Origin of the sequence: Stenotrophomonas sp. HMWF023 (assembly GCF_003060985.1) — a bacterium.
Taxonomy (GTDB): Bacteria; Pseudomonadota; Gammaproteobacteria; order Xanthomonadales; family Xanthomonadaceae; genus Stenotrophomonas; species Stenotrophomonas lactitubi.
Genome location: NZ_QAIJ01000044.1, coordinates 4,870 through 6,010 on the forward strand (window position 1 = coordinate 4,870; position 1,141 = coordinate 6,010).

Genomic DNA, 1,141 nt, shown 5'->3' on the forward strand with positions numbered 1-1,141 from the left:
CTACTTCCTGATCAACATCCAGCCCGAGCAGCGCGACAGCGTGCTGGCCGCACTGCAGGGCCTGGGTGCGGATGATGCCAGCATCGAACCGATGGCCACCGGCCGCCTGATCGCAATCAACGGCAAACCACCGCTGCGGGTGGACCGCACGCCGGCCGACGACAATCAACCGCAGGGCGAAGGACAGCGCGACGACGATGACGAGAACCGTCCGTTGAACTTCAGCTGGCGCAGCACGTTCCCGCCGGCCAATACGCTGGTCAACGGCACGTTCTGGACGCCGGACAGCACCGCTGCCGAGGCATCCGTGGAGATCGGCTGGGCCAAGCGCTACGGCGTGTACCCGGGTGATCGCATCACCATTGCGGTGGGCGAGCAGGAGCGCGAGTTCAGCGTCACCAGCGTGCGCAAGGCCGACTGGAACACCTTCCGGCCGAACTTCTTCGTGCTGTTGAACCCGAATGCCGTGGGCGATACACCGCACAACCTGCTGTCGGCGTTCCATCTGCCGGCGGGACAGGCGGCGGGTCTCGGGGCACTGGTGCGCGCGCAGCCGAACCTGTCGCTGCTGGACGTGGATGCAGTGATCTCGCAGGTGCGCGATGTGATGGAACGGGTGGCGCAGGCGGTGCAGCTGGTGATGGTGTTCAGCCTGCTGGCCGGCGTACTGGTGCTGCTGGCGGCACTGCAGGCGACGGCTGGCGAGCGCCGCTATGACAGCGCGGTGCTGCGCACGCTGGGTGCGACGCGGCGCCAGCTGCGTGGCGCGGTACTGGTCGAGTTCGGTGCGCTGGGCGCGCTGGCTGCGCTGCTTGCGGTGGGCGCGGCAGCGGTGATCGGCGTGGCGGTGTCGCAGAAGGTGTTCGAGCTGCCGCTGCTGCCGCCGTGGCCGGGCCTGGTGTTGGGCGGCCTGCTCGGCATTGGCCTGAGCCTGCTGGCCGGCTGGTTGGGCACCCGCCGGATCCTGCACACGCCGCCGGCATTGGCACTGCGAGAGGCCTGACGCCGTTGTGAAGGCAAAAGCATCCACGCATGGCGTGGATCTACCAGCGATAACCCCAGTAGATCCACGCCATGCGTGGATTCGGATCACGACGCCTGCTGCTTCGCCCAGACCACGGTCGTCTCCATTGCACGCTGC

At 67.7% G+C, this 1,141-nt stretch carries 1 protein-coding gene; it reads left to right on the plus strand.

Translation table 11 applies throughout. The annotated features are described in order from the left end of the window. Positions 1 to 1,003 (plus strand): FtsX-like permease family protein (locus DBR20_RS22505; protein WP_258223140.1); only part of this gene is annotated, 1,003 nt, incomplete at its 5' end. Positions 1,004 to 1,141: the final 138 nt, after the last annotated feature.